Origin of the sequence: Bacteroides sp. OM05-10AA (genome assembly GCF_003439055.1) — a bacterium.
GTDB classification, from domain to species: Bacteria; Bacteroidota; Bacteroidia; order Bacteroidales; family Bacteroidaceae; genus Bacteroides; species Bacteroides intestinigallinarum.
The window spans coordinates 1-25,860 of sequence record NZ_QSUR01000055.1 but is presented as its reverse complement, the minus strand read 5'-3'; the positions used below and the strand labels follow the sequence as shown (position 1 = coordinate 25,860).

At 43.2% G+C, this 25,860-nt stretch carries 21 protein-coding genes and 2 tRNA genes; 16 read left to right on the top strand and 7 right to left on the bottom strand.

What is annotated here, in order from left to right; translation table 11 throughout:
* Nucleotides 1-92: 92 nt before the first annotated feature.
* The 3 genes from DXB58_RS25730 to feoB all read right to left on the bottom strand — a co-directional run bounded on the left by DXB58_RS25730 (nt 93) and on the right by feoB (nt 2,914).
* Nucleotides 93-164, bottom strand: a tRNA-Cys gene (locus tag DXB58_RS25730).
* A 51-nt stretch (nt 165-215) separates the two neighbouring features.
* Nucleotides 216-431, bottom strand: a complete 216-nt coding sequence (locus DXB58_RS25725; RefSeq protein ID WP_004300786.1) for a hypothetical protein — start codon at nt 429-431, stop codon at nt 216-218.
* The gene (feoB, locus tag DXB58_RS25720) at nt 428-2,914 is read right to left on the bottom strand and encodes a ferrous iron transport protein B (RefSeq protein ID WP_122138693.1); all 2,487 of its coding nucleotides are present in this window, start codon (nt 2,912-2,914) and stop codon (nt 428-430) included. The genes DXB58_RS25725 and feoB overlap by 4 nt, the downstream gene beginning before the upstream one ends.
* 145 nt (nt 2,915-3,059) lie before the next feature.
* On the opposite strand from feoB, the gene tilS reads away from it, so the two are divergent.
* Complete coding sequence (gene tilS / locus DXB58_RS25715) at nt 3,060-4,340, top strand: tRNA lysidine(34) synthetase TilS (protein WP_122138691.1); 1,281 nt, start codon at nt 3,060-3,062, stop codon at nt 4,338-4,340.
* Here the strand turns inward: tilS and DXB58_RS25710 are convergent.
* Nucleotides 4,325-5,161 carry a 4Fe-4S binding protein gene (locus DXB58_RS25710; RefSeq protein ID WP_195355543.1) on the bottom strand — a complete coding sequence of 279 codons (837 nt, stop codon included), beginning with the start codon at nt 5,159-5,161 and terminating at the stop codon, nt 4,325-4,327. The genes tilS and DXB58_RS25710 overlap by 16 nt on opposite strands.
* A 237-nt stretch (nt 5,162-5,398) precedes the next feature.
* Here DXB58_RS25710 and rho point away from each other — a divergent pair, with 237 nt between their 5' ends.
* From rho to DXB58_RS25655, 11 genes are all read left to right on the top strand, one after another.
* A complete protein-coding gene (gene rho, locus DXB58_RS25705) occupies nt 5,399-7,729 on the top strand; it encodes a transcription termination factor Rho (protein WP_122138690.1) in 2,331 nt (776 codons plus the stop codon).
* 284 nt (nt 7,730-8,013) lie between these two features.
* On the top strand, nt 8,014-9,480 hold the full coding sequence (locus DXB58_RS25700; RefSeq protein WP_199488018.1) for a sulfatase: 1,467 nt from the start codon (nt 8,014-8,016) through the stop codon (nt 9,478-9,480).
* 90 nt (nt 9,481-9,570) lie between these two features.
* Entirely contained in the window at nt 9,571-11,421 is a 1,851-nt protein-coding gene (locus tag DXB58_RS25695) for a HAMP domain-containing sensor histidine kinase (protein WP_122138688.1), read from the top strand.
* Nucleotides 11,418-13,373: a HAMP domain-containing sensor histidine kinase gene (locus DXB58_RS25690; RefSeq protein WP_122138687.1), complete on the top strand. Its 1,956-nt coding sequence runs from the start codon at nt 11,418-11,420 to the stop codon at nt 13,371-13,373. Before DXB58_RS25695 ends, DXB58_RS25690 begins: the two co-directional genes overlap by 4 nt.
* A gap of 39 nt (nt 13,374-13,412) precedes the next feature.
* Entirely contained in the window at nt 13,413-14,735 is a 1,323-nt protein-coding gene (locus DXB58_RS25685; protein ID WP_074638917.1) for an MATE family efflux transporter, read from the top strand.
* Between the two features lie 104 nt (nt 14,736-14,839).
* A complete protein-coding gene (ffh, locus tag DXB58_RS25680; protein ID WP_004300796.1) occupies nt 14,840-16,162 on the top strand; it encodes a signal recognition particle protein in 1,323 nt (440 codons plus the stop codon).
* 157 nt (nt 16,163-16,319) lie between these two features.
* Nucleotides 16,320-17,201 (top strand): bifunctional methylenetetrahydrofolate dehydrogenase/methenyltetrahydrofolate cyclohydrolase FolD, encoded by an 882-nt coding sequence (gene folD / locus DXB58_RS25675; protein ID WP_004304330.1) that lies wholly within the window; start codon nt 16,320-16,322, stop codon nt 17,199-17,201.
* Nucleotides 17,198-18,346 (top strand): CapA family protein, encoded by a 1,149-nt coding sequence (locus DXB58_RS25670; RefSeq protein ID WP_117934045.1) that lies wholly within the window; start codon nt 17,198-17,200, stop codon nt 18,344-18,346. The genes folD and DXB58_RS25670 overlap by 4 nt, the downstream gene beginning before the upstream one ends.
* A gap of 64 nt (nt 18,347-18,410) precedes the next feature.
* A tRNA-His gene (locus tag DXB58_RS25665) sits at nt 18,411-18,486 on the top strand.
* 239 nt (nt 18,487-18,725) lie between these two features.
* The gene (locus DXB58_RS25660; protein WP_004300799.1) at nt 18,726-18,959 is read left to right on the top strand and encodes a PspC domain-containing protein; all 234 of its coding nucleotides are present in this window, start codon (nt 18,726-18,728) and stop codon (nt 18,957-18,959) included.
* Nucleotide 18,960: 1 nt separating this feature from the next.
* Nucleotides 18,961-19,338 carry a VOC family protein gene (locus DXB58_RS25655; protein ID WP_074559911.1) on the top strand — a complete coding sequence of 126 codons (378 nt, stop codon included), beginning with the start codon at nt 18,961-18,963 and terminating at the stop codon, nt 19,336-19,338.
* Here the strand turns inward: DXB58_RS25655 and DXB58_RS25650 are convergent.
* Nucleotides 19,330-21,195: a DNA polymerase III subunit gamma/tau gene (locus DXB58_RS25650; protein ID WP_004300801.1), complete on the bottom strand. Its 1,866-nt coding sequence runs from the start codon at nt 21,193-21,195 to the stop codon at nt 19,330-19,332. The two genes, DXB58_RS25655 and DXB58_RS25650, sit on opposite strands and share 9 nt — an antisense overlap.
* 156 nt (nt 21,196-21,351) lie before the next feature.
* Here DXB58_RS25650 and DXB58_RS25645 point away from each other — a divergent pair, with 156 nt between their 5' ends.
* Both DXB58_RS25645 and DXB58_RS25640 read left to right on the top strand, forming a co-directional pair.
* On the top strand, nt 21,352-21,648 hold the full coding sequence (locus tag DXB58_RS25645) for a septum formation initiator family protein (protein WP_004300802.1): 297 nt from the start codon (nt 21,352-21,354) through the stop codon (nt 21,646-21,648).
* A 3-nt stretch (nt 21,649-21,651) separates the two neighbouring features.
* Nucleotides 21,652-21,993, top strand: a complete 342-nt coding sequence (locus DXB58_RS25640) for a hypothetical protein (RefSeq protein ID WP_074638637.1) — start codon at nt 21,652-21,654, stop codon at nt 21,991-21,993.
* Between the two features lie 100 nt (nt 21,994-22,093).
* Here the strand turns inward: DXB58_RS25640 and DXB58_RS25635 are convergent, their stop codons facing one another.
* Together DXB58_RS25635 and DXB58_RS25630 are read right to left on the bottom strand one after the other, a co-directional pair.
* Nucleotides 22,094-22,696, bottom strand: coding sequence for an OmpH family outer membrane protein (locus DXB58_RS25635; RefSeq protein WP_004300804.1), 603 nt, complete (start codon nt 22,694-22,696; stop codon nt 22,094-22,096).
* 27 nt (nt 22,697-22,723) lie between these two features.
* The gene (locus tag DXB58_RS25630; protein ID WP_004300805.1) at nt 22,724-22,957 is read right to left on the bottom strand and encodes a hypothetical protein; all 234 of its coding nucleotides are present in this window, start codon (nt 22,955-22,957) and stop codon (nt 22,724-22,726) included.
* A 133-nt stretch (nt 22,958-23,090) separates the two neighbouring features.
* Here DXB58_RS25630 and DXB58_RS25625 point away from each other — a divergent pair, with 133 nt between their 5' ends.
* Both DXB58_RS25625 and DXB58_RS25620 read left to right on the top strand, forming a co-directional pair.
* Entirely contained in the window at nt 23,091-24,551 is a 1,461-nt protein-coding gene (locus tag DXB58_RS25625; protein ID WP_122138686.1) for an aminoacyl-histidine dipeptidase, read from the top strand.
* Nucleotides 24,532-25,731 carry an endonuclease/exonuclease/phosphatase family protein gene (locus DXB58_RS25620; RefSeq protein ID WP_122138685.1) on the top strand — a complete coding sequence of 400 codons (1,200 nt, stop codon included), beginning with the start codon at nt 24,532-24,534 and terminating at the stop codon, nt 25,729-25,731. The genes DXB58_RS25625 and DXB58_RS25620 overlap by 20 nt, the downstream gene beginning before the upstream one ends.
* Nucleotides 25,732-25,860 lie beyond the last annotated feature (129 nt).

Here is a 25,860-nt window from a genome sequence, read left to right as displayed (position 1 = left end):
GGGACTTACACCCGTTAGATAATGCTCATGCCGAGCGTACAAAGAAATTCCTTGAAAGTACTTGACTTTCAAGGAATTCAAAGTGTTACTTGAGGTTCCTGGCGGATTCGAACCGCCGTACACGGTTTTGCAGACCGCTGACTAAGCCACTCATCCAAGGAACCATTATTTCTCGTTTGCGGTTGCAAAGGTAGTACAAATTTTGAAACTACCAACTATCCGCAGCAATTTTTCTTTGTACTTTTTTTCTTTACATCACACTCTCCGCGTTTCTTGTCCATCATATCCTTTAGTTCACAGCCACTTACACAGCTGTCACAAGGATTCTGATTTTCTCGCGTACGACGAAAAAAACGAAATATTCCATATATGACGCGGGCAATGCAGAGTACAACCAGTACTCCGACTACCCAATCTTGCCAATTATTCATACAAACAATCCTCCAATCTGATAAACAGCAAATGATACAAGCCAAGCCAATCCCGTTGTGTAACAAGCAGCAAAAAGCGCCCATTTCCAACTACCCGATTCCTGTTTTATAGCCGCTATCGCCGCAATACACGGGAAGTAAATCAATACAAACAACATATAACAGAAAGCAACCAATGGAGTAATCGGAATTCGTTCTGCCAAACTTACTGAATCAGCATCCGGATCATCTGCATATAAGACACCTAATGTACTCACTACCAATTCTTTCGCTCCCACACCGGAAAGCAAGCCAATACCTAGTTTCCAATCAAATCCCAGTGGTTTTATAACTGGCTCTATACCACGTCCCAACTGGCCGATATAAGAATTTTCCTGCTGCTCGGCAACTGTTTCATAAGCATCATGATTCGGATAATACCCCAAGAACCAGATTATAATAGAAGCAATCATAATAATGCCTCCCATCTTTTTCAAATACTGCGCTCCCTTTTCCCATGTGTGACGGAAGATCGATTTTGCTGTCGGCATCCGGTAAGGTGGAAGTTCCATCACAAATGGAGTATCATCACCCTTCACCAGAAACTTGCTAAACAAGCGAGCCATTACCACAGCCAGTACAATACCAATCACATAAATACTTAACAACACCAGACTTGCATTATTCGGGAAGAAAGCACCCACCAACAATAAATAAATTGGCAGACGCGCACTGCAAGACATCAAAGGATTTACCAACATTGTAATAAGACGGCTCTTCCGGTTCTCAATAGTACGGGAAGCTATAATAGCAGGTACATTGCATCCAAATCCCATAATCAAAGGAATAAATGATTTTCCGTGCAATCCCATTTTATGCATGATTTTATCCATGATAAAAGCTGCACGAGCCATATAACCCGAATCTTCCATAAGGGAAATGCAGAAATACAAAATCAAGATATTCGGCAAAAAGACAATAACCGCTCCTACCCCACCAATAATTCCATCAATCAGCAAATCTTTAAATGGACCTTCCGTCATATTATTGTGCAACAAGTCACCAATCTGCTCAACAAGCCATTCAATCCCCATCATCGGATATTCTCCAATGACAAACGTACCTTCAAACATCAGATACATAAAAAGGAAGAAAATAGGAAATCCCCAGACACGGTGAGTTACGATCGAATCCAGCACTTTTGTTGTCTGCGCCTGCTCCAAGTGATTATCTGTGAATGTCTCTTTCAGTGCACCACTGATAAATCCATATTTAGCATCCGTAATAGCCGATTCACAATCCTCATTCATTGTATCCTGAACACGCTTCGACATCTTGTCACGAACATGCAATATCTCATCCGCATTTGGCAATGTGCGCACAATGCGCTCAATGTCAGGATCATTCTCCAACAATTTAATGGAGAGGAAACGGGTAGAATATTTATGACGGATAAATTCGTTTTTGGACACTTCACTTTTTACAGCTTCAATCGCTTTTTCGATATCAGGACCGTGATTGATATGAATATGTCGGAATACACGCCCCGTCTTTTTATGTTCACGTACATAATCTTCCAAATGCTCTTCCTCGTGGTTCTTACGATCTTCCAGAGAATCATGCCATTCGGTCAAATCCTTAAGAACTTCCGGATTCATATTTCCCTGTTTATCGAAGAAGTCTACTCCTTCATACAGATTGATAACAACATGAAACAAGGTATCCAATCCACGATTTTTCTTACTGACAGTAGGCAACATCGGCACCCCGAACAACTTACTCAACAGATGATAATCCAATGTATTTCCACTGGCTTCCAACTCATCATAAATATTCAGAGCTACCACCATGCGGACATTCATATCTATCAATTGAGTAGTCAGATATAAGTTTCGCTCCAGATTAGAGGAATCGACTACATTAATAATCACGTCCGGAGTTTCATCGATAATATGACGACGGACATAGATTTCTTCCGGCGTATAAGCAGACAAAGAATAAGTTCCCGGCAAATCGACAATACGGAAATGATAGCCTTCGAAATCAAAATAACCTTCTTTGGCATCCACGGTTACGCCGCTGTAGTTTCCAACATGCTCATGAGCACCGGATGCAAGATTAAATAAAGAAGTCTTGCCACTGTTCGGGTTTCCGACCAAAGCAACATTAATGGTACGGCGTTTACCTAACGCCAACCGTTTCATATCTTCTTCTTTTACTGAAAGGTCTTCAGGCAATCCTTCATGATAAACGGTCTTCTCGGCCAGTTTCTTTGCTTCCTCTTCGCTGATAACTTCGATCATTTCAGCTTCCTGACGACGAAGAGAAATTTCATAACCTAAAACTTTATATTTTATGGGATCTTTTAGCGGAGCATTCAACAGCACTTCAACCGTTTTACCTTTAATGAAGCCCATCTCCACAATACGTTTACGAAAACCACCGTGCCCCAATACCTTTACAATAACACCTTTTTCTCCTGTTTTTAATTCGGACAAACGCATAACTCTCAAAATTTTTGGCAAAGATAATTCATAACTTCGGAGCATGCAAATTATTTAGAATGTTTTTAAATAGCAACTTTTTTCATCCTCTAAAAGATTCAGAAAAAATAAAAAAACTTATTGATAAACTCGTATCTTTGCAGGTATGATACAACAACGCGTTACAAAATATATAGAAAAGGAACATTTATTCTCACCAGATGATAAAATCCTGGTCGCATTGAGTGGTGGTGCCGACTCGGTGGCATTACTATATATTCTGCATACAGCAGGCTATCATTGCGAAGCCGCACATTGTAATTTCCACCTGCGAGGCAAAGAGTCAGACCGGGACGAGTTATTTGTCCGCCAACTTTGCGAAAGAATGGAAATCCATTTACATACCATTGATTTCAACACGACCCAATATGCAACGGAAAAACATATTTCGATTGAAATGGCCGCACGGGAACTCCGCTACCAATGGTTCGAGAAAATTAGAAAAGAATATCAGGCAGATGTTGTCGCTGTGGCCCATCACCAGGATGATAGCATAGAAACTATACTACTTAACCTGATTCGGGGAACAGGAATTACCGGTCTGTTAGGAATCCGCCCCCGCAATGGAGCCATCGTACGCCCTCTGCTTTGTATCAACCGGGAAGAAATAATTCGTTACCTGCAAAACATCGGACAAGATTATGTGACAGACAGCACCAATCTGGAAGACGAATATACCCGTAATAAAATCCGACTCAACCTCCTTCCCCTCATGCAGGAAATTAATCCGTCAGTCAAAAACACTCTGATAGATACGAGTAATTATCTGAATGATGTAGCCACTATATATAATAAATGTATAGAGGAAACTAAAAAGAAAATCATTACGGCAGAAGGTATCCGAATCAGTGATTTAGTAAAGGAACCGGCACCCGAAGCCATCTTATTCGAAGTCCTGCATCCTCTAGGATTCAATTCCGCACAGATCAAAGATATCACCCATTCGCTTCATAGCCAACCGGGCAAGCAATTCTGTAGCAAAGAATGGAGAGTGATAAAAGACAGAGAATTCCTATTAATAGAAACAGTTGAATCTGAAAATGAGACTCTTCCTCCTTTTCAAATTATCAAAGAAGAAAAAGAATACACCCCGGATTTTCTCATTCCACGTGAAAAGGAAATTGCCTGTTTTGATGCCGACAAACTGAATGGAGAAATTCATTACCGGAAATGGCAGCCGGGAGACACTTTTATTCCTTTTGGAATGAAAGGAAAGAAAAAAATAAGCGATTATCTGACCGACCGCAAATTTTCTATCAGCCAAAAAGAACGCCAATGGGTACTCTGCTGCGGAGAACACATCGCATGGCTGATAGGCGAACGAACAGACAACCGCTTTCGTATTGATGAAACGACTAAGCGCGTCGTGATTTACAAAATAGTCTGAGGCAACTTCTGTTTCTTGAAGCAATCTGATAACAAAGCTGCAAAAGGAGTTTCATACACCCTTGCTTTCCTAACGCAAGCTTTTACACAAGCGCAACATTTGATACATTTAGCCTCATCCGTATGTAGCTCGTCCCCTTTCGTTATAGCCCCTGCCGGACAACGGACCACACATAACCCGCAATGGGTACACAAATCCTCATCTTCCACCCAAGGAACGCGGGGAAGCGGTGTACCACTTTTACGTAACTTGATGACTTTCCTCAAAAAACGGAACAAAGGAAAGAATGGTTGACTCGGACGTTTGATAGCACGTACATCCACCGGATAAAGGGTATCCATACTATCAGCTGTCTGTATTTTTTCCATGATTTTCTTCCCAAACTCCGCAGCAAAGGCTAAATCCGATTCATCAGGACGTCCCACTGCAATCGGGTATTTGTCGGTACTATATGAATGTTCTCCAATAAAAGTTGCCCCGGCAATTACTTTAAATCCGTGAGGAATAGCAAAAGCATCCAGTTCCATTAAAGCTTTTTCATAAGCGCGATTTCCGTAAACCACTACCAAAACGGTAGGAGTATCCACTCCACGGATATACTGCAAACGTTCCATTGCCAAAGGAGCGACATGTCCTCCATACACAGGCACTACAATAATAGCCAAAGAAGATGTAGGAATCACAATTTCATCCGCAATCTGCTGCGTTACATTAATAGGAAAAATATTTTTTATGCCCGTCCCGTGAACAATCGCCTCCGCAACTTGTTTAGATGTGTGTGTAGGCGAAAAATAAATTAAATGAGCTTCATTTACTGTCATACTATTTTCTTTTATGTAGCAAAGATACACTTTTACGTGGAAAAAAATGTTTGATTGTTCATGAAACCAAAAAAAATTATTATCTTTGCCCCGTTGAAACATTCTACGATTCAACATATACATCCCTAATTCAGAATAAAAAAACAAAACGTATGCTCGCATATCTGTAGCCATGAGCTGTAGTAATGCTGTCCATAATTCAGCAAAAAAAGAAATATTAATAACTTACCATACTATATGTATAACATTATCCAATTAAACGACAAAAATCTGTCGGAACTTCAAGTTATTGCCAAAGAGTTAGGCATAAAAAAAGCAGACTCATACAAAAAAGAAGACCTTGTTTATAAAATACTCGATGAACAGGCCATTGTAGGAGCTACAAAGAAAGTTGCCGCAGATAAGCTAAAAGAAGAACGCAAAAATGAAGAACAAAAGAAAAAGCGTTCACGGGTAGCTCCTACCAAAAAAGAAGACAAAGTGGTTTCCGCAACAAAGAGTGGAGAGGCTAACAAGACAAAAGAGGCCGCTCCTGTAAAAGCTGCACCACAACCTTCCAAGAAAGAAGAAAGTACAAACAAAGAAAAAGAAACTGTTGTTGTAGAAGCTAAAGCAGAAAACACTGCTACTCCCAAGCGTAAAGTAGGCCGTCCTCGTAAGAGCTCTGACGCAGAAGAGAAAAAAGAAGTAGAAAATGCAAAACCGGCAGCACCCAAAGTAGTGGAACCTAAACCTGTTGTTGCAGAGAAAGCTACTGGTACTACGGAAAAGCCAGCTCCGGTACAACAGCAAACAGCCGAGAAGAAAGCAAAAAACAAACCAGCTGCAGAAGCAAATAAGCCTGTTGCAGAAACAAATAAACCGGCTACTGAACCTAACAAACCTGTTGTAGAGAAAAAGGTAATAGATAAACCACAAAAGAAAGCTGCACCCGTTATCGACGAGGAAAGCAATATCTTATCCAGCGTTGACGACGATGATTTTATTCCAATCGAAGACCTGCCTTCTGAAAAAATAGAGCTTCCTACCGAATTATTCGGAAAATTCGAAGCTACTAAAACAGAATCAGCACAGACAGCACCGGAACAGCCATCTCATCCTCAACAGCAACAACAATCTCAACAGCAGCAATCCCAGCAGCAACGTCCGCGTATTGTTCGCTCACGCGACAATAACAACGGCAACAATAATGCTAACAACAATGGCAATAACGGCAATAACGCCAATAATAACAATAGCAACAATAATAATTTCCAGCGTAACAACAATAACCAGAATCAGGTTCAGAACCCAAATCAAAATCAAAATCAGAACCCGAATCAGAACCAAAACCAACAACGCTTACCGATGCCACGTGCCGCTCAGCAGAACAATGCGGGTGAAAACCTTCCGGTACAACAGCAGCAGCAGGAACGCAAGGTTATTGAGCGCGAAAAGCCTTATGAATTCGACGATATTCTCAACGGAGTAGGTGTTTTGGAAATTATGCAAGACGGATACGGATTCCTCCGTTCTTCCGACTATAACTACCTCTCTTCTCCGGACGATATTTATGTATCACAGTCTCAAATCAAACTATTTGGTCTGAAAACCGGTGATGTAGTAGAAGGAGTTATCCGTCCACCCAAAGAAGGAGAAAAATATTTCCCATTGGTAAAGGTTTCGAAGATCAACGGACGTGATGCAGCTTTTGTTCGCGACCGTGTTCCTTTCGAACATCTGACACCTCTTTTCCCGGATGAAAAGTTCAAACTTTGCAAAGGCGGTTATTCAGACTCTATGTCTGCCCGTGTCGTCGATCTTTTCGCTCCTATCGGTAAAGGCCAACGTGCATTGATTGTTGCCCAACCAAAAACAGGTAAGACCATCTTAATGAAAGATATCGCCAACGCTATCGCAGCCAACCACCCGGAAGTTTACATGATTATGTTACTGATTGACGAACGCCCGGAAGAAGTAACAGACATGGCGCGCAGCGTTAATGCAGAAGTAATCGCTTCTACTTTCGACGAACCGGCAGAACGCCACGTAAAAATTGCAGGTATCGTATTGGAAAAGGCAAAACGTCTGGTAGAATGTGGTCACGACGTAGTTATCTTCCTTGATTCTATCACTCGTCTGGCTCGTGCATACAATACAGTATCTCCTGCATCCGGTAAAGTTCTTTCCGGTGGTGTGGATGCAAATGCACTTCATAAACCTAAACGCTTCTTCGGTGCTGCCCGTAATATTGAAAACGGTGGTTCACTGACCATTATTGCTACCGCATTGATCGATACCGGTTCTAAAATGGACGAAGTTATCTTCGAAGAATTCAAGGGTACAGGTAACATGGAGTTGCAGCTCGACCGCAACCTGTCCAACAAACGTATCTTCCCGGCAGTCAACATTACTGCATCCAGCACTCGTCGCGACGATCTGTTGCTTGATAAAACAACTCTTGACCGCATGTGGATATTACGCAAATATCTTGCCGACATGAATCCGATCGAAGCAATGGACTTCGTTAAAGACCGTCTGGAAAAAACCAGAGACAACGACGAATTCCTGATGAGCATGAACAGCTAATCAACAGCAAACTTATAAATGAACGGTGAACAAACTGCGCCATAACAAGTGCAGTTTATTCACCGTTTTCTTTTTCTGTAACCCATTTTATGACTTATCACCTGCCGTTTATCACTTATCATTCAACTCCCATCACCGATAGTTACCCCTAACCGCTTGCCACACCTTTCATTTTTGTACAAAATACTTTCATTTGCGTCCAAAACTACTACCTCGCCCTTTTTTACGTTTCCTTTTTTCCTACTTTTGCTTCCAAATCAAATATTACTTAATTCTAACCAGTAATGAAAACTATTTATCCATTCATGGGATTAGCCCTGTGCAGCGTGACAGCGCAGGCCCAAGAAAAGCCCAATTTCCTGATTATCCAGTGCGACCATCTGACACAACGCGTTGTGGGAGCTTACGGACAAACACAAGGCTGCACCCTCCCTATTGACGAAGTCGCTTCACGAGGAGTTATCTTCTCCAATGCTTATGTAGGCTGCCCTCTCAGCCAACCCTCACGCGCTGCTTTATGGAGTGGCATGATGCCTCATCAAACCAATGTACGTTCCAACTCCAGCGAACCTATCAACCCACGTATTCCCGAAAATGTACCGACATTAGGAAGTCTTTTTTCTGAAAACGGTTACGAAGCCGTACACTTCGGAAAAACACACGACATGGGTTCACTTAGAGGATTCAAGCATAAAGAACCGGTAGCCAAGCCATTCACCGATCCGGAATTCCCGGTTAATAACGACAGCTTCCTAGACGTAGGAACATGTGAAGACGCTGTTGCTTATCTAAGTAATCCGCCGGAAGAACCATTCATCTGTATCGCTGATTTTCAGAACCCTCACAATATCTGTGGATTTGTAGGAGCGAACGAAGGAGTACATACCGACCGCCCCATCAGCGAAACCCTTCCGGAACTACCGGCCAATTTCGATGTAGAAGACTGGAGCAATATCCCTAAACCTGTGCAATACATCTGCTGCAGTCATCGCCGTATGACCCAAGCCTCTCATTGGAATGAAGAGAATTACCGTCATTACATTGCTGCTTTCCAACACTATACCAAGATGGTTTCCAAGCAAGTAGACAGCGTATTGAAAGCCCTCTACTCCACTCCTGCCGGAAAAAACACAATCGTTATTATCATGGCTGACCATGGTGATGGAATGGCTTCACACCGCATGGTGACCAAACACATCAGCTTCTACGATGAAATGACCAACGTACCGTTTATCTTTGCAGGCCCCGGCATCAAACAACAGAAAAAGCCCATAGACCAAGTATTGACACAACCTACACTGGATCTTCTGCCTACCCTTTGTGATTTGGCAGGAATTCCTGTTCCGGCCGAAAAACCGGGAATCAGCCTTGCACCTATATTAAAAGGAGAAAAACAGAAAAAAACTCACCCCTATGTCGTTTCTGAATGGCATAGCGAATATGAATATGTCGTTACTCCCGGACGTATGGTACGCGGACCGAGATACAAGTACACTCACTATCTGGAAGGTAACGGAGAAGAGCTATATGATATGAAAAAGGATCCGGGAGAACGCAAGAATCTCGCCAAAGACCCCAAATACAGTAAAATTCTCGCCGAACACCGTGCCATGCTTGATGATTACATCGTCCGTACCAAAGACGATTACCGGAGTTTGAAAGTAGATGCCGATCCACGATGCAGAAACCATACTCCAGGTTACCCTAACCACGAGGGCCCTGGGGTACGAGAAATACTCAAAAGAAAATAAATTATAAAAAAGAGTGAAGATTTCTTTGTAATCTTCACTCTTTTTAGTTCTTTTGCAGATAAACTTACAAGCAAGCAATTCTTATATCAAGTGAAAAAACACAGACGTCATATAATTGCAATAGTCGTAACCGCATTAATATCGGTCACCTTATATGCTGCACGCACAAATTCAGAGCGTCTTTCTTTATTACAACCTTTACTTGAATACAATCATCCATTTAGTCCGGACGCCCCAGTCGACAGCATCATTGCCTGGAAAAAACTTTTAGAACCGGAATTACAAAAGAAACAACAATATCCACTCCTATTTCAGATAAATCTGCTGGCCGTTCAGGCTTTAATAGCAAAAGGTAACATCAGTCTTGCCATCAATCAGGCCAACCAGATGTATCAAAAAGCCAGAGAAATGAACTATCCTTTGGGAACAGCACTCGCATTACACGCCATTGGAAATGCTTATTTAAGCTCGTCAACACCACAAGCCGCCATCGAATCGTATAAAGAAGCATTAGAAGTGATCCAGAAAATACCTCATGCCAACCAATACGCCAAAACACTCTTACCCCAACTCATTCTGACCAAGCTCAAATATCATCAAATGACAGATATAGAAGATTATATTGGGGAACTCGAATCAATTACTGACAAGGGGGGGAATCCCCAAGACGATTTTCATCTAGTTTACTGCCAGGCATTCTACCGTATTCAGACACACCATCTTCCTGAAGCATTAAGCTATATACGACAAGCCGAACAAATCAGCCGGGAGTATCAGTACCCATATTTTCATTTAATGATTAAATACCTGTACTTTTCTTATTACACTGAATCCAAAGAATACATCCAGGCATTAACCACACTTAATGAATTACTCTCACATACAAAAGCGGCCGGCTCATACACATCCCTGCAGGTACAAAAGGATCGGGCACACATACTTGCCCTAATGGGAAAAAGCAAGGAAGCATGTGAAGCTTATGAAATATTCAATACATACAAAGATTCTTTGGATGCAATGAATTACATTCGCCAAATCAACGAATTACACACCCTCTACCAAATAGACAAAAACGAACTGGACAACTTAAACAGGCAGAAGACAATCCTTTTCTGGAGCTGGTTTACCATCCTATTCATAGTCATACTGATTGTATTTTTCATCCTTTTGGTCAGACGAGGAAATAAAAAACTGCGCCAATCGCAGCAGGAACTGGAAAAAGTGAAAAAGCAAGAAGAAAATTCCATCCGGGCAAAGAGCCTTTTCCTTTCCAACATGAGCCATGAAATTCGCACGCCGCTCAATGCGTTGTCCGGCTTCTCATCCATCCTGACGGAAGAATCCATCGACAACGAGACCCGGAAACAGTGTAGCGATATTATTCAGCAAAATTCAGAACTGTTACTCAAGCTGATTAACGACGTAATCGACTTGTCCAGTCTCGAAGTGGGCAAGATGAAATTCAAATATGAGCGATGTGATGCAGTAACAATATGCAGAAACGTTATCGACATGGTTGAGAAAATAAAACAAACGAATGCAAACGTCCGTTTTTCAACCTCTCTCCATTCATTAGAACTGACGACAGACAATGCAAGGTTGCAACAATTATTAATCAACCTTCTTATCAATGCAACCAAATTTACTCCACAAGGCTCCATCACCATGGAACTGGAAAAACAGACAGAAGACACAGCACTGTTTTCTGTGACCGACACCGGCTGCGGTATCTCTCCGGAGAATCAGAATAAAATATTCAACCGTTTTGAGAAACTGAATGAAAATGCTCAAGGCACAGGACTCGGTTTGTCTATCTGCCAACTCATTATCGAGCAGCTGGGCGGTAAAATATGGATTGACTCCAATTATAAGGAAGGAGCCCGTTTCCTGTTCACACACCCTATTTGTCATGAGCAACCAGGAAAGGAGGAAGCCGAATGAAACAAGTCCTGCTCCTGTTCCTTCTATTATGCTGCACCCTCACCGGAAAAGCCAATACCGAGATTGTTTTGGAATCCGATAGCCTGATAAAGGTGTTGCAAACATTACCGTACGATACGACACGGCTGAATGTTCTCAATCAAATCATCAGAATAGAACAAAACAACCAGCAATGTATCCAATATTCAGATGCATTAATGAAAGAAGCATTGCAACTGGAAAATGACAAATATGCCGGTCTGGCCGCTTACTACCATATCTTATACTATTACAATCGTAATAATCAAGACAGTGTAGCGAAATGGCTCACCATAATGGAGCCTCATACCCGGAAATCAGATTTATGGAACTACTTCTTTGATGCCAAACGTTTTCAGATAGACCTGTACACATTCAACGAACAATATGAACTTGCTATCAACGAATCTCAAAAGATGCAACAGCAAGCCTCCCAAATGAACAGTAACCGGGGTAGTATAGCCGCCTATCAATGCCTGAGTAATGCATATATCGGCAGCCAGCGCTGGGATAAAGGAATAGAAGCACTGGAGGCTGCCTACCAGCTACTCACTCCAACTGAAAATTCGGTAGTCCGTATCTCGGTACTGTCACAGTTAGTATCCGTTGTCAAAGAAAAGAAAGATAATAAAAAACTACTCAAATACCTGCAGGAACTGGAAAACACTCTTCATAACCACATCAGCGCGAATCCATCCTTAAAAGCGGGATTTGCCGATGTATACCTGTTCAATGAACTGTTCTACAGCTATTATTACCTGAATACCCATCAGCCGCAACAAGCTTATGAACATCTCGTAAAATCTAAAGAATATCTGGACGAGAATACTTATTTCATGTATAAAGTACTCTATTTCGACACATTTGGCAAATATTACCAGGTAATTGGAGCCTATCAACAGGCATCGGATTATATCGATACGACACTGATGATGTTGAAGAAAGACTTCACAAGCGACTATGCCGAACAACTACTCGAAAAGGCCAGAATATGGAAACAGGCAGGACAAAGCGGAAAAGCCATCCCTCTGTATGAGCAGGCACTCGCCATCAAAGACTCGACAGCCACTGTACTCTCAAACAATCAGATGGCACAAATACAAAGCAAATACAATATCGAAAAAACAGAACTGGAGCAAAAAAGGGAAAACAACCGGATCCAGCTCACCTATCTGATCTTTATATTTGTCATCCTGATTCTGCTTTTTATCTTTATGGCGCGACTCTTTATGGTACGGAAAGCACTCAAATACGCGGAAAACGAAATCCGGAAAACAACAGAAAACGTGCGGAAGACCAATGAAATAAAAAATCGCTTCCTGTCCAACATGAGCTATAACATCCGTACCCCACTCAACAATGTAGTCGGTTTCTCACAACTCATAGCCAGCGAGCCCAACATAGACAAGGAAATAAGGCAAGAATACTCAAACATCATCCACAAAAGTTCAGAGAAGTTAATGAGACTTGTCAATGACGTTCTCGACCTATCCCGTTTGGAAGCTCAAATGATGAAGTTCCAGTTGCAAGACTATGATGCCACTACCCTATGCAAGGAAGCATGCAGCATGGCGCAGATGAGGAACGAAGAAACAGGTATCCGGATTGAATTTTCCAGCGAAACGGACGCCCAAATCCATACCGATATAATGCGACTGACGCAGGCCTTGATTAGCGCACTGGTGTACCCGCAAGAACACCGGCAAGCACGAATCATCCGGTTCACATTAAGCCAGAATGAAGACATGCTCCGTTTCCGGATCACTAATTCACCTTTGGCAGACCATGCATTCGTATCACAGGAAACCATCATCCGGCATGATATCAACCTGTTGTTACTAAAACATTTCGGAGGAAACTATCTCGTCAATGATAAAACTCCCGAAGGTCCGGAAATTGTTTTCATCTACCCCATCGTTTCCGAATCAAAATAAAGCACTATCTTTGCAAAGTGTAAACTTAAACACTTAATTATGTACACCAACAAACAGATTTGGAGTGTCAGCTATCCGATACTACTAAGCTTGCTGGCACAAAATGTCATCAATGTCACCGACACAGCATTCCTCGGACACGTGAGCGAGGTAGCCCTTGGAGCATCAGCTATGGGCGGGTTGTTTTATATATGCGTATTCACCATCGCATTCGGATTCAGTACCGGTTCGCAGATAGTCATCGCACGACGCAACGGCGAAGGACGCTATTCGGATGTCGGTCCCGTCATGATTCAAGGAGTCATGTTCCTGTTTGTGATGGCACTGCTGCTATTCGGATTCACCAAAGCATTCGGCGGAAACATCATGCGTTTGCTGGTTTCTTCAGAATCCATCTACGAAGGAACGATGGAATTTCTGGATTGGCGTATTTACGGATTCTTTTTCTCGTTCATCAATGTCATGTTCCGTGCATTGTATATCGGCATTACACGTACTAAAGTACTAACCGTCAATGCCATCGTCATGGCATTAACCAATGTCGTACTGGATTACGCATTAATTTTCGGAAAGTTCGGTTTGCCGGAAATGGGCATCAAGGGAGCAGCTATCGCCTCCGTACTGGCAGAAGCTTCCTCCATTCTCTTTTTCGTCATTTACACATACCTCACCGTCGATTTGAAGAAATACGGCCTGAACCGCCTGCGCACATTCGACCCGGCATTACTGATGCGAATACTTAGTATCTCCTGTTTCACCATGCTGCAATATTTCCTGTCAATGGCTACCTGGTTCGTATTCTTTGTAGCCGTAGAACGGTTGGGACAACGGGAACTGGCGATTGCCAATATCGTCCGAAGTATCTACGTCGTACTGCTAATTCCGGTCAATGCACTGGCTACAACCACCAACAGCCTTGTCAGCAACGCCATTGGTGCAGGAGGTATCCAGCACGTGATGCCGCTCATCAATAAAATTGCCCGGTTCTCCTTTTTCATCATGCTGGGACTAGTAGCGGTATCAGCACTATTTCCGCAGTTCCTACTCTCTATCTACACCAGTGAGGCGGCACTCATTACAGAATCCGTGCCCTCGGTATACGTTATTTGCTTCGCCATGCTTATCGCATCCGTAGCCAATGTGGTGTTCAACGGCATCTCCGGAACAGGAAATACACAAGCAGCCCTGTTGCTCGAAACAATTACAATCATCATCTACGGATCTTACATTGTTTTCATCGGAATGTGGCTGAAAGCACCAATCGAAATCTGCTTTACAATTGAGATTGTGTATTATAGCTTACTGTTGATAACAAGTTATATTTATCTCAAAAAAGCAAAATGGCAGAATAAAAAGATATAAATACAAGAGATTTTTGTACATTTGCAAGCTCAAATAAAGAGCAGACGGAAAAGTCTCTCTTTCGGCCAAGTAAATTGTAATTAGTAATTCGTAATTAAATAACTATGTTCGATAATTTAAGTGAAAGACTAGAACGGTCATTCAAGATTCTGAAAGGTGAAGGCAAAATCACCGAAATCAACGTGGCGGAGACGCTGAAAGACGTACGTAAAGCACTTCTCGACGCCGACGTAAACTACAAGGTTGCAAAGAATTTCACGGATACGGTGAAAGAAAAAGCGCTTGGCCAGAACGTTCTTACGGCTGTGAAGCCAAGCCAGTTGATGGTGAAAATCGTGCATGATGAACTTACACAATTGATGGGTGGAGAGACAGCCGAGATCAACATCGACGCCCGTCCGGCAGTTATCCTGATGTCAGGTTTGCAGGGTTCGGGTAAGACCACCTTCTCCGGTAAACTGGCACGGATGCTGAAAACCAAGAAGAACCGTAAGCCATTATTGGTGGCTTGTGACGTTTACCGTCCGGCAGCTATCGAACAGTTGCGTGTATTGGCAGAACAGATTGAAGTACCGATGTACTGCGAACTGGACAGCAAGAATCCGGTAGAAATCGCACAACACGCCATTCAGGAAGCCAAAGCCAAAGGATACGACCTCGTTATCGTCGATACAGCCGGACGTCTGGCAGTAGACGAGCAGATGATGAACGAGATCGCCGCTATCAAAAAAGCAATCAACCCGGACGAAATTCTATTCGTGGTAGACTCCATGACCGGTCAGGATGCTGTAAACACAGCTAAAGAATTCAACGAACGTCTGGACTTCAACGGTGTGGTACTGACCAAACTCGATGGTGATACCCGCGGTGGTGCGGCTCTTTCTATCCGTTCGGTAGTGAACAAACCGATTAAATTCGTAGGTACAGGTGAAAAGCTGGAAGCAATCGACCAGTTCCACCCTGCCCGTATGGCCGACCGTATTCTCGGTATGGGTGACATCGTTTCATTGGTAGAACGCGCACAGGAACAATACGATGAAGAAGAAGCCAAACGCTTACAGAAGAAAATTGCCAAAAACCAATTCGACTTCAACGACTTCCTTAGCCAGATTGCACAAATCAAGAAAATGGGTAATCTGAAAGACCTCGCTTCCATGATTCCGGGAGTAGGAAAAGCAATCAAAGACATTGATATTGACGACAATGCTTTCAAGAGCATCGAAGCCATCATTTATTCCATGACTCCGGCAGAACGTTCCAATCCGGAAATACTGAACGGTTCACGCCGTACGCGTATCGCCAAAGGTAGCGGAACGACTATCCAGGAAGTGAATCGCCTATTGAAACAGTTCGACCAGACACGCAAAATGATGAAAATGGTGACTAGCAGCAAAATGGGTAAGATGATGCCTAAGATGAAAAAGTAATCATTCTGTAGATCCAAATCTAATGATAAGTAAAAAGAGGGAGTTTCGACTCCCTCTTTTTTTTATACCACCCATCTCTTGACAAAAATTCCAATCCCTTTGGAGAGTTCAGTTATTTATTTTACTTTTGTCCATCACCAATAAATACTCTGAAAATATGACTCTGATAGACGGAAAAGCAATTTCCGAACAAGTAAAACAAGAGATTGCAGCCGAAGTAGCCGAAATGGTGGCTCATGGCGAAAAACGCCCGCACCTGGCCGCTATTCTTGTAGGACACGATGGTGGTAGCGAGACTTATGTAGCTGCCAAAGTAAAAGCCTGTGAAGTATGTGGATTCAAGTCTTCCCTCATCCGTTATGAAAGTGACGTGACCGAAGAAGAACTGCTTGCCAAAGTACGTGAACTAAACGAAGACAACGACGTGGACGGCTTTATCGTACAACTTCCCTTACCCAAGCATATCTCCGAACAGAAAGTAATCGAAACAATTGATTACCGTAAAGACGTAGACGGTTTCCATCCGATCAACGTAGGCCGTATGTCCATCGGGCTTCCGTGTTATGTATCCGCTACTCCCAACGGCATCCTCGAATTGTTGAAACGTTATAACATAGAAACTTCCGGAAAAAAGTGCGTCGTACTCGGACGCAGCAATATTGTCGGCAAACCGATGGCTGCCCTGATGATGCAGAAAGCCTATCCGGGCGATGCCACAGTAACCGTATGCCACAGCCGTAGCAGAGACCTGGTAAAAGAATGCCAGGAAGCTGATATTATTATCGCTGCCTTGGGACAACCGAACTTTGTAAAAGCCGAAATGGTGAAAGAAGGCGCGGTAGTTATTGACGTAGGTACTACCCGTGTGCCGGATGCAACCAAGAAATCAGGTTTTAAACTGACCGGCGACGTGAAGTTTGACGAAGTTGCACCGAAATGTTCATTCATCACTCCCGTACCGGGCGGTGTTGGACCAATGACGATTGTATCGTTAATGAAAAATACACTCTTAGCTGGTAAGAAAGCTATTTATCAATGAGACATACCCTGTTTCTGATGATTTTGCTTCTCTCTTTGTCCTGCACCTCCCGGTCGCAGGCAAAGAGAGATTCTATCATTGACACCCTGTCGGACAGCCTTTCCGACAACATCTCCTCCACCGACACCCTGCGCCTCCTTTTCGTAGGTGACCTCATGCAACATCAGGGACAAATCAACGCTGCACGAACATCAACGGGCTATGATTACTCCACATGCTTTGCGTATGTCAAAGAAGAAATAAAGAAAGCCGACCTCTCCATCGCCAACCTGGAAGTGACATTAGGAGGCAAACCTTACAAAGGTTATCCTGCTTTCAGCGCGCCGGACGAATTTCTGACCGCAATTCACGATGCAGGTTTCAATGTTTTAGTGACTGCCAACAACCACAGTCTCGATCGTGGTAAATCCGGACTGGAGAGAACCATTCAATTAATAGACTCTTTAAAGGTTCCACACGCAGGCACGTATATCAACGCTGATGAACGTGAAAAGAAATATCCTCTTTTATTAGAAAAGAACGGATTCCGCATCGCCCTGCTCAACTACACGTATGGAACAAACGGCATCCCCGTTACCCCTCCTAATATCGTGAACTATATCGATACAGCCATCATCGCCAAAGATATTGAAGAGAGTAAAGCAATGAAGCCGGATGCCATCATAGCTTGTATGCATTGGGGAATCGAATACCAGTCACTCCCGGACAAAGAGCAAAAATTCCTCGCCGACTGGCTGATTGAAAAAGGAGTAAACCATATCATCGGCTCCCATCCTCACGTAGTTCAGCCCATCGAAGTTCGCACAGACAGCCTGACGAATGACAAACATCTCGTAGTCTATTCGCTGGGAAATTATATTTCCAATATGTCCGCCCGCCGCACTGACGGAGGACTGATGGTAAGAATGGAATTAGTAAAAGACAGCACTGCCCGCCTCAATAATTGTGATTATAGTTTGGTATGGACAGCCCGTCCCATTCAATCAGGAAAAAAAAATCATCAATTGCTCCCAGTCAATTTGCCGATTGATTCAATTCCTTTACAAGCACGTAACTCTCTGAAAATCTTTGTAAATGATGCGCGAACCCTTTTCAGCAAGCACAATCGGGGAATAAAAGAATATACTTTTTTCGAAAAAAAATAGCAGAATCTTTTGGAGATTAGAAGATAATATCTATCTTTGCACCGCGTTAGAGAAACGCAAACATGGTGGATGTAGTTCAGTTGGTTAGAGCGTCAGATTGTGGTTCTGAATGTCGCCGGTTCGAGTCCGGTCTTCCACCCAACAAAAACCCTTGTAAGTTAAATACTTATGAGGGTTTTCTGCTTTCAGGAAATAGACATCTTAGAGAGCAAATCATGCTAAATCCTACCTAATATTCCTTGTTGTTGGTCTATTGTTGACCCCCAATTAAGTAAGTTAAAATGCTAACAAATAATACATAAATCTTTCCGTTTAACCCATAAACCAAATATATTCTCTATATTTGTGTAGCATTTGCACTAAAAGAACATAGTATATCATGGAAAATGAAAAGAAATTAACCCGCTCTTCCAATCGAATGATTGCAGGTGTATGTGCCGGAATAGCCGAATATTTCGGATGGGATGCTACTTTATTGAGAATAGTATATATATTGGCTACATTCTTCACCGCTTTCGCCGGAGTGATTATATATATTATCCTGTGGATTGTCATGCCGGGAAGAAAACCTTCAGACGGATATGAAGACCGCATGAATCAACGCCTACATTGATATGAAAATCAAGAATATCGACCATATCGTCATACCGGTGTCCGATATAGATAAAAGCCTACATTTCTACACAGAAGTCCTGGGAATGGAAGCCGATACAAGCAACCAACGCTTTGCCGTCAAGTTCGGTAATCAGAAAATCAATCTTCATGTAGGAAAAGCACAGTTCCTTCCTGCAGCCAAGCATCCTGCTTTCGGAAGTGCGGACATCTGTTTACTTACAGAAGGAAACATAGAGGAAATAAAGGCCGAAGTAGAATCCAAAGGAATAGAAATAGAAGTCGGTATAGTCCAGCGTCAAGGTGCGCAGGGGGCCATCCGGAGTATTTATTTCAGAGATCCGGATGGTAATCTGATAGAAGTAAGTACATTAATATAATTCCAGCCCGAACTCATCTTTCAGTTGCATCAATGCCTGATTCTTTTGAGCCATCATCTGGAATTTCTCGACACGTCCCACAGGACGTACTGTTTCTGTTGCCTCACTTACCCGCACTGTCATCATCACTTTACTGTTCTTCAGTCTGCCGCGAAGATAATCCTGCAATTCGGGAATCAAAGCTGTAAAATCCTTTGCAGCAAACTCATTATCAACCACCACTTCAAAAGTCGTTGAGTTGTTAAGCAACGCCGGACGGAGCATCTGCATACGTTTTGCAAGAGCATCCTGTTCTTTCGGCAACTGGCCGGCATACTCCTGCCAATAATAATTCAAATCCCGGTCATTGAACATAAAATCCTCTTCCGGTTGTTGCACCTTAGGAACATAAGTTGTAGTCGCATTCTGCGATACTTGGTCACGCTGCGGATTCTTGATAGATACCCCCAAGCTGGACATCTTCATCACGGGAATTTTTCGTTCTTCCTTGGCAGTCTGAGCAACTCCCGCTCCTTGTGACGGAGCAGACGAAGCCGCACCAGGAGAAGCCGGTGCTCCCGGTTGCACAGCCGCAGAAGCCTGCGGATGCTGGGCAGTAGTGCCATTAGCAGCCTGTGTTGTAACTGAAGACGGAGACGAATGAACTGGAGCCTGCTGAACCTGAGTGGCAGAAGCTACCTGCGGCTGCTGTGCTGCGGCAGGCTGAGTGAATACGGGTTTTATAGTCTTCTTAGGGCCACGCCCACCACTCACGTCATCCCCCTCGGTGGTAAGCTGTGCAACCTGTATCAAGGTCAGTTCTACCAGCAAACGCTTATTTTTGCTGATGCGGTAATTCAAATCGCACTCATTACACAGCTTCATAGCCCGGTACAAAAAAGGTAACGGACATTTCTGCGCCTGTTCCTGATAACGTTGGCGTATGCTCGCTCCCACTTCCAGTAAAGGCAATGTCACCGGGTCTTTCCCGACCAACAAGTCACGGAAATGAGACGACAATCCGGTAATAAAGTGACTTCCGTCAAAACCTTTATTCAATATATCATTGAAAAGCAACAATGCGTCGCTCACCTTGTTTTCGAGGAAGCAATCCGTCAGACGGAAATAATATTCATAATCAAGTACGTTCAGATTATCAATCACACTCTTATAGGTGATATTTCCTCCGGTGAAACTAACCACCTGATCGAAGATAGACAATGCATCACGCATACCACCGTCCGCCTTCATGGCTATCACGTTCAGCGCTTCCGGCTCTGCCGTGATTCCTTCTTTCGAAGCAACATACGACAGATGATTCACCGTATCTTCCACGCTTATCCGGTTAAAGTCATAAATCTGACAACGGGAAAGAATGGTAGGAAGAATCTTATGCTTCTCCGTCGTAGCCAGAATAAAAATCGCATGACGGGGAGGTTCTTCCAGCGTTTTCAGGAACGCATTGAAAGCAGATGCCGAGAGCATGTGCACCTCGTCGATGATATATACCTTATACTTACCAATCTGTGGTGGGATACGCACTTGCTCCACCAACTGGCGAATGTCATCCACCGAGTTATTAGAAGCAGCATCGAGTTCGTGAATATTATATGACCGCTGTTCGTTGAAAGCTACACATGACTCACACTGATTGCAAGCCTCTCCGTCAGCGGTAGGCGTCATACAATTAATGGTCTTGGCAAAGATACGCGCGCAAGTCGTTTTTCCTACCCCGCGCGGTCCGCAAAACAAATAAGCATGAGCCAGTTTTTGGGTAGCAATTGCATTTTTCAGCGTAGTAGTCAACGCCCGCTGTCCCACCACCGATTCGAACGTGGACGGACGGTATTTACGGGCTGAAACAATATAGTTTTCCATATCCGGGATTCTCTCTGTTTTTGAAATTTCGCTTATTCTGCAAATGTACACAAAAAAAGTGATAAGTAATAAGGGATAAAGAGAGAAGTTTTGAAGCCGAAGCGATAAGTTTTTAAGTTATTAGTTTTATCTTTGCAGATATTAAAAGGAGAAATTATGGGTAAACTAATCAGTATCTGGAGTTTCATATGCAGACGCAAGTACCTCATTACAGTCGTTGCATTTGCTGTTATCATTGGCTTTCTGGACGAGAACAGCCTGGTTCGTCGTTTCGGATATGAACGGGAAATCAGTCAGTTGAAAGAAGAGATAGAAAAGTACCGGGCAGATTACGAAGAAAACACCAAACGTCTCAACGAAATAAGTACCAATCCGGACGCCATCGAACAGATCGCCCGTGAAAAGTATCTGATGAAGAAACCCAACGAAGATATTTACGTTTTTGAAGATTAAAGAATGAAACAATTAGTACCCGCCCTTTTCACCGTAGGCGCCATAATGGCTCTCACCGGAGCAGCTGTGTTTATTACCGGATGGATATACGCTCCTTACATATATACTGTTGGAGCCGGATGTATCGCATTGGCACAAGTGAACACACCCGTCAAAGGAAAGAGCAAAACATTGAAACGCCTGCGTGTTCAGCAGATATTCGGTGCACTGGCACTTATCCTGACCGGAGCCTTTATGTTTACCACACGAGGCAATGAATGGATTGCCTGCCTCACAGTTGCTGCCATCCTCGAACTTTACACCGCTTTCCGTATTCCACAGGAAGAAGAAAAAGAAAGGTCATAAAAAAAGCCCGTTCATAGCTTTTCAGTCTTGAACAGGCATCACTTTTTTTAATTCGATAATGTTCCGTCCTTTTATAAAGAACGGAACAGTTTTATATCATTTATTTCTTCACAGGTGAATATCTTGCATTCAACCCGTCAACAATTTCTTTTGTAATATTGAAAGTGCTGTCAGCATAAAGCAGGTTATCGAAACCAGTGTTGCTGAAGATCAGGCTATATCCGTGAGTCTTATTATATTCTTTCAGGAAAGCGTTGATAGAATCGCGGAACTGCAAGCTATTCTTGTTGTTCTCTTCCATCAAACCATTCTGAAGTTTGTTGCTCAACTCTTGCAAATCTTGTTCCAACTTCACCAGACGGTTGTACTCTTGCTGCGCTCTATCTTGTGACAGGAAAGCATTGTTTTCAACTTTCTTCTGAAAATCTTGCTTTTCCTTGTTCAAAGAGGTAGCCTTCTGATTCAATGTCATACGAACGTTTTCGCTCTTCTTTACCATCGCCTCATTCAAGTCAATACAGAAATTGTATTTGGCAAGCAGCGTATCTATTTCAACATAGGCAATTTTCATTCCTGACAGTTCGGCATTAGCCTGAGCCGGAGCATTGGTAGTTTGATTGTCAGTTTTGCCAGCACATTGTGAAAATAAAACGATAAACGCAAGAGCAGCCAAACCGTTCATGAGGTAGTTCATTCTATTCATAATTAATAAGTATTGTTTTTAATAAATTTAATTCATACTATCGTTCAAGGCTTTTTCCAACTCGTTAATAGAAAAACGCGGCTTCTTTTGTGCTTCGCGATCTTGCGACTGTGCGCATCCGATTCCTTTCTGACGCAACGCTTTATTCCCACTCACGTGACCATTCGGGAACTTCCCACCCTTCGTAAAGAATACTTTCACCCCTAATAATACCAGGGAAATAGCAACTATTAACAAAGTTATCAGTATAGTCTCAACCATTTCTATTAATTTTGTGAGTGCAAAGATAGGCTTTAATGAGATATGAGTTCAGATAAGTCAATCAAATTAACCATATTTAGCAATAGAAGAAGCGAAAACAGCCCTTCTATTCCTATTATAAAATAGAAACAGCATGGAAAAAAAAGACTTAAAGCCGGCTGGCGTATTCAAGTATTTCGAAGAAATCTGCCAAGTGCCACGCCCTTCGAAGAAGGAAGAGAAAATGATTGCCTACCTGAAGGCATTCGGAGCAAAACATAATCTGGAAACCAAGGTGGACGAAGCCGGCAATGTATTGATTAAAAAGCCCGCTACTCCGGGAAAAGAAAATCTTCAAACCGTCGTTCTGCAATCGCATATCGACATGGTGTGCGAAAAGAATAACGATGTTCAACACGACTTCCTCACCGATCCCATCGAAACGGAAATTGACGGTGAATGGCTGAAAGCCAAAGGCACTACCCTCGGAGCCGACAACGGTATCGGTGTAGCTACCGAGCTGGCTATCCTGGCTGACGACAGCATTGAGCACGGTCCGCTGGAATGCCTGTTTACCGTAGACGAAGAAACCGGACTGACCGGAGCTTTTGCCCTGCAAGAAGGTTTTATGAGCGGTGACATCCTTCTGAACCTCGATTCGGAAGATGAAGGGGAAATCTTTATCGGATGTGCCGGAGGTATCGACTCCGTTGCAGAATTTACTTATAAGGAAGTGGAAGTTCCCGCCGGATATTTCTTCTTCAAGGTGGAAGTGAAAGGGCTGAAAGGCGGTCACTCCGGTGGCGATATTCACCTGGGACGTGGCAATGCCAACAAAATACTGAACCGTTTCCTTTCCCGCATGACTGCCAGACACGATCTGTACCTATGTGAAATCAACGGTGGTAACCTGCGCAACGCTATTCCCCGCGAGGCTTATGCCATCTGTGCTGTTCCCGAAGACGCCAAACATGATGTCCGCACCGAACTGAATATCTTCACCAGCGAAATGGAAGACGAATTGTCCGTTGTAGAGCCCGACTTAAAGCTGGTTCTCGAATCGGAAAATCCACGCAAAATGGCTATCGACCAGGATACTACTACCCGTTTATTAAAAGCTCTGTATGCAGCTCCTCACGGTGTATATGCCATGAGCCAGGATATTCCCGGACTGGTGGAAACTTCTACCAATCTGGCATCTGTCAAGATGAAGCCCAACCATATCATCCGCATTGAAACCAGTCAGAGAAGTTCTATACTGTCCGCACGCAACGATATGGCGAACACGGTTCGTGCCGTATTCCAACTGGCAGGAGCCAATGTTACTTTCGGAGAAGGTTATCCGGGATGGAAACCGAATCCACATTCGGCTATCCTCGAAGTAGCAGTTGAATCATACAAACGCTTATTCGGCGTAGATGCGAAAGTAAAAGCAATCCACGCAGGATTGGAGTGCGGCCTGTTCCTTGATAAGTATCCAACGTTGGATATGGTTTCTTTCGGACCGACACTTACAGGTGTTCACTCTCCCGACGAACGGATGCTTATTCCTACCGTAGAGAAGTTCTGGAAACATCTGTTGGATATCTTGGCACATGTACCTGCCAAAAAATAACAGACAGATAAAATATCACAAAAAAGAGTATGGTAACAAGCGGAAAAGAATCGCTGCTGCCATGCTCTTTTTTACAATGTTTTTAATTGTCGTAAGTTTCTTCGCTCCTTGCTCTGTCATAGCACAAGACTATCATAGCAAACAAGCTCCCTGTCAGGAAGAAAGAATCCCTTTCCGTGTTGTCAGCTGGAACATAGAAAACCTGTTTGATACGCACCATGACAGTTTAAAGAACGACCACGAATTTCTTCCCGATGCGCTGCGTCATTGGAATTATAGCAGATATAAGAAAAAGCTGGCTGATGTGGCGCGAGTAATCACAGCTATTGGAAAATGGAATACTCCTGCACTAGTCGGATTATGCGAAGTGGAAAATGATACGGTGCTGCGTGATCTGACCCGCCGTTCTCCTTTAAAAGAGCTTAACTATCGTTATGTAATGACCGATTCCCCTGATTTGAGAGGGATTGACGTAGCCCTGCTTTACCAACGGGATTTATTCAAGCTGTTATCTTCCCGTTCTATCTCCATTCCTCCGTTGAGACAATACCGCCCGACAAGAGATTTGCTACACGTCAGCGGACTTCTGCTGACGGGAGACACATTAGACGTATTTGTCTGCCATCTCCCAAGCCGTTCGGGTGGAGCTAAAGAATCGGAACCCTATCGTTTATACGCAGCTCAAATTCTGCGCACGGAAGTCGATCACATTCTAAATATTCGTTCTCATCCGCAAGTTATTATTATGGGGGATTTCAATGATTACCCGACGAATCAATCTATCCAGAAAATACTGGAGGCCGAAGCGCCTCCCATTACTGCCCCAAAGCCAGCCTCAACACTCAACTCCACCAACCCTTCAACAATTGTTCCTTCCTCACTAAAACTATATCATCTACTTGCCCGGAAAGCGAAGTCAAAAAGCTTCGGTTCTTACAAATATCGCGGTGAATGGGGATTGCTTGACCATCTGATTGTATCGGGTACTCTATTAAATCAATCGAGCCATTTTTTCACCAGTGAAGAAAGAGCAAACGTCTGTCTTCTCCCCTTTTTACTGAAAGATGACGAGAAATATGGAGATAAAGAACCTTTCCGCACCTACAAAGGAATGAAATATCAGGGAGGTATCAGCGATCATCTTCCTATTTATGCAGACTTCGAACTGATTCCCTATTGATTAGAACTCACCAAACGACGTCACAGTATATTCTGATAAGAGATCATTCTCATCGTAGTGAGAAAATATTCTCATCGCAATGAGAAATCGAGTAGGAGGAAAACGAAGTAGTTTTCTTCCTACTTTCGC

Coding starts and splice junctions, on each gene's coding strand:
- DXB58_RS25655 (WP_074559911.1), top strand. CDS start 18,961: ATGAAAATCAAGAATATCGACCATATCGTCATACCGGTGTCCGATATA.
- tilS (WP_122138691.1), top strand. CDS start 3,060: ATGATACAACAACGCGTTACAAAATATATAGAAAAGGAACATTTATTC.
- DXB58_RS25690 (WP_122138687.1), top strand. CDS start 11,418: ATGAAACAAGTCCTGCTCCTGTTCCTTCTATTATGCTGCACCCTCACC.
- feoB (WP_122138693.1), bottom strand. CDS start 2,914: ATGCGTTTGTCCGAATTAAAAACAGGAGAAAAAGGTGTTATTGTAAAG.
- DXB58_RS25660 (WP_004300799.1), top strand. CDS start 18,726: ATGGAAAATGAAAAGAAATTAACCCGCTCTTCCAATCGAATGATTGCA.
- DXB58_RS25670 (WP_117934045.1), top strand. CDS start 17,198: ATGAGACATACCCTGTTTCTGATGATTTTGCTTCTCTCTTTGTCCTGC.
- ffh (WP_004300796.1), top strand. CDS start 14,840: ATGTTCGATAATTTAAGTGAAAGACTAGAACGGTCATTCAAGATTCTG.
- DXB58_RS25725 (WP_004300786.1), bottom strand. CDS start 431: ATGAATAATTGGCAAGATTGGGTAGTCGGAGTACTGGTTGTACTCTGC.
- DXB58_RS25620 (WP_122138685.1), top strand. CDS start 24,532: ATGTACCTGCCAAAAAATAACAGACAGATAAAATATCACAAAAAAGAG.
- folD (WP_004304330.1), top strand. CDS start 16,320: ATGACTCTGATAGACGGAAAAGCAATTTCCGAACAAGTAAAACAAGAG.
- DXB58_RS25650 (WP_004300801.1), bottom strand. CDS start 21,195: ATGGAAAACTATATTGTTTCAGCCCGTAAATACCGTCCGTCCACGTTC.
- DXB58_RS25700 (WP_199488018.1), top strand. CDS start 8,014: ATGAAAACTATTTATCCATTCATGGGATTAGCCCTGTGCAGCGTGACA.
- DXB58_RS25625 (WP_122138686.1), top strand. CDS start 23,091: ATGGAAAAAAAAGACTTAAAGCCGGCTGGCGTATTCAAGTATTTCGAA.
- DXB58_RS25640 (WP_074638637.1), top strand. CDS start 21,652: ATGAAACAATTAGTACCCGCCCTTTTCACCGTAGGCGCCATAATGGCT.
- DXB58_RS25685 (WP_074638917.1), top strand. CDS start 13,413: ATGTACACCAACAAACAGATTTGGAGTGTCAGCTATCCGATACTACTA.
- rho (WP_122138690.1), top strand. CDS start 5,399: ATGTATAACATTATCCAATTAAACGACAAAAATCTGTCGGAACTTCAA.
- DXB58_RS25635 (WP_004300804.1), bottom strand. CDS start 22,696: ATGAATAGAATGAACTACCTCATGAACGGTTTGGCTGCTCTTGCGTTT.
- DXB58_RS25710 (WP_195355543.1), bottom strand. CDS start 5,161: ATGACAGTAAATGAAGCTCATTTAATTTATTTTTCGCCTACACACACA.
- DXB58_RS25630 (WP_004300805.1), bottom strand. CDS start 22,957: ATGGTTGAGACTATACTGATAACTTTGTTAATAGTTGCTATTTCCCTG.
- DXB58_RS25645 (WP_004300802.1), top strand. CDS start 21,352: ATGGGTAAACTAATCAGTATCTGGAGTTTCATATGCAGACGCAAGTAC.